This window comes from Paracoccus sp. MKU1, from assembly GCF_001447385.1.
In the GTDB taxonomy this organism is placed as follows: domain Bacteria; phylum Pseudomonadota; class Alphaproteobacteria; order Rhodobacterales; family Rhodobacteraceae; genus Paracoccus.
This window is the reverse complement of the sequence record NZ_LLWQ01000068.1, coordinates 1-2,302: the sequence shown is the minus strand read 5'-3', so window position 1 is coordinate 2,302 and position 2,302 is coordinate 1. Positions and strand designations below refer to the sequence as shown.

Below are 2,302 nucleotides of genomic sequence, written 5' to 3'. Positions count from 1 at the left end.
TGGGCTCGAACTTTCCGCTGTTCTACGCCACCGGCTACCTGTCCTTTGCCATGTTCGCCCATCTGGCCAACCGGACCGCCGCCGCGATCCGCTATTCGCGGCCCTTCCTGGCCTATCCCAGCGTGACCTTCGTCGATGCGCTGCTGGCGCGGGTGGTGCTGAACACGCTGACCCATGTCGCGGTCATCGCCATCGTGATCGGCGGGATCTTCGTGATCTACCAGCTGCCGGGTCCGGTGGACATGGCCTCGGTCTTCGAGGCGCTGCTGCTGCTGACGCTGCTGGGCAGCGGGGTGGGGGTGCTGAACTGCTACCTGATGACCGCCTTTCCGCTCTGGGAGCATGTCTGGCACATCCTGACCCGGCCGCTGTTCCTGATCTCGGGGGTGATCTTTCTCTATGACCTGATGCCGGCCAAGGCGCAGGAGCTGCTGTGGTACAATCCGCTGATCCATTGCATCGGCCTGATGCGCCGCGGCTTCTACCCGACCTATGAGGCGAGCTATCTCAGCCAGGCCTATGTCATCGCCTTCGCCCTCGCCCCCCTGCTGGCCGGCCTCGCCCTGCTCGAGAGAAACCACCGCAACCTGCTCGAGCGGTAACGGCGGCCGCTGCCGCGGCCCGGGATCCCGCGGGCCGGCCCGTTTTTGCAGCTGTCCCGCTTTTGCGGCTGGCCCGGCGCTGCGGCTAGGGCCGCAGCCGGCTGGCCATGGCGAAGACGCGGTTGGGGCAGGCATCGATGCAGCCGCCGCAATTGAGGCAGTCGCCCGCCAGGATCAGCGGGCTGCCCTCGCCCTTCAGCGCCGGCAGGATGACATGCGGTTCGGGGCAGGTGCCGAAGCAGGCGCCGCAATCGTCGCAGCCCGCCCGCCCCCGCGCCGAGACCCGCACCAGGGAAAACCGACCCAAAAGCCCGTAAAACGCCCCGACAGGGCACAAATGACTGCACCAACAACGGCGCGAGAGCCGCGTCATTCCGGCCGGCAAGGCGCGCCGCCGACAGATCGCGGTCAGCGCTGCCCGAGTGCTCCTCCGGGCCTGTGCGTGCTGGATCATCATCGCCATGGGCCTTGCCGCGAATCGCATCGGACGCTGCCTTGCCCGCCCGCCCGGCCGCAGATCTCTCCTTGCCGCCGCAACGCTAGGCCGGACGGTGTGGCGATCGCGGTCTAGGGGCCCGACTGATATGTCCGCAACCAGATGCGCAGAGCTGCGAGTTGGACGGAGGCGAGGAAGTTGTCGTCGCGCTTGTCATAGCGGGTTGCGACGGCGCGGACGTGTTTGAGCTTGTTGAAGAACCGCTCGATCCTGTTTCTTTGTTGATAGAGGATCGGATCGAAAGCCGGAAGCCGCTTCCGCGTCGGCATGAGGCGGATGCTGGCCACGGCGCCGCGTGCGGCAAGGCCGTCGCGCAGGCTGTCGCTGTCGTAGCCCCGATCGGGCAGCAGGGTCTGGCCTCGGTCGATGCCCTCCAGCATATCCGCCGCGGATCGCCCGTCATGCGCCTGACCTTCGGTCAGCTTCAGGCGGATCGGGCGACCGAGAGCATCGACCAGAGCATGGATCTTGGTGGTCAACCCGCCGCGTGAGCGCCCCATGCAACGGGATCGGAGATGTTTTCTTGACCGTTGGCGGCATGGTGGTGAACCCGGATCGAAGACGAGTCGATCATCTGGATATCGCCTTGGTAAGCTGCTGACACGGCTTGCAGAATGCGCGCCCAGTGCCCCGCCCGACGCCAGCGGTTGAAACGGTTCACGCAGGTCGTGTCACGCAGGTCGTGTAAGGACCGTAGCGCGCTGGAACATCCGCCCAGGGCGCCCCGGTCCTCAGCCGCCAGAAGATCCCGTTCAGCACCCGCCGGTCATCCACCCGCTTCACCCCGCGAACCTTCGTCGGCAGCAGCGGCTGGATCACCGGCCACTCGAAATCCGTCAGGTCAAAACGCGCCATGACAGCCTCCCTCGCCTGCGCAAAGTGAAGCACAGCGCGCCACATAAGGGAATCCAGTTTATGGGTATGTGACCTAGAGATGTTTGATCCCGGCATTTGATGGTGCATTGTTTTCCCAAGCTTGGAGGGATGCGCTATGGGACAGATTCTTCATGGGAGCGCCACGACGACAGAGGCAATCCGTCGAGCAATACAAAATAGTCAAGAGAGCCTGAGAGCGCTGTCGAAGCGCTACGGGATCAACCAGAAGACGGTGGCCAAATGGAAGAAGCGGACCTCGGTGGCCGACCTTCCGACGGGGCCGAAAGCTCCGCACTCGACGGTGCTCTCACCCGAGGAAGAGGCGATC

At 64.9% G+C, this 2,302-nt stretch carries 2 protein-coding genes and 2 pseudogenes; 2 read left to right on the top strand and 2 right to left on the bottom strand.

Translation table 11 applies throughout. The annotated features are described in order from the left end of the window. Positions 1-602 (top strand): ABC transporter permease (locus tag AQY21_RS04825; RefSeq protein WP_058096651.1); only part of this gene is annotated, 602 nt, incomplete at its 5' end. Between the two features lie 85 nt (positions 603-687). On the opposite strand, the gene AQY21_RS04820 is transcribed toward AQY21_RS04825, so the two are convergent. Together AQY21_RS04820 and AQY21_RS27565 are read right to left on the bottom strand one after the other, a co-directional pair. Then, positions 688-975 (bottom strand): 4Fe-4S dicluster domain-containing protein, encoded by a 288-nt coding sequence (locus AQY21_RS04820; protein ID WP_255374789.1) that lies wholly within the window; start codon positions 973-975, stop codon positions 688-690. 194 nt (positions 976-1,169) lie between these two features. After that, positions 1,170-1,953: pseudogene (locus AQY21_RS27565) on the bottom strand (IS5 family transposase). A 136-nt stretch (positions 1,954-2,089) separates the two neighbouring features. Here AQY21_RS27565 and AQY21_RS27560 point away from each other — a divergent pair. Beyond that, positions 2,090-2,302, top strand: a pseudogene (locus tag AQY21_RS27560) (IS481 family transposase); the annotation flags it as partial.

Bases quoted from the DNA above. Each gene is read 5' to 3' on its own strand.
- AQY21_RS04820 (WP_255374789.1), bottom strand. From the start codon at position 975: ATGACGCGGCTCTCGCGCCGTTGTTGGTGCAGTCATTTGTGCCCTGTC.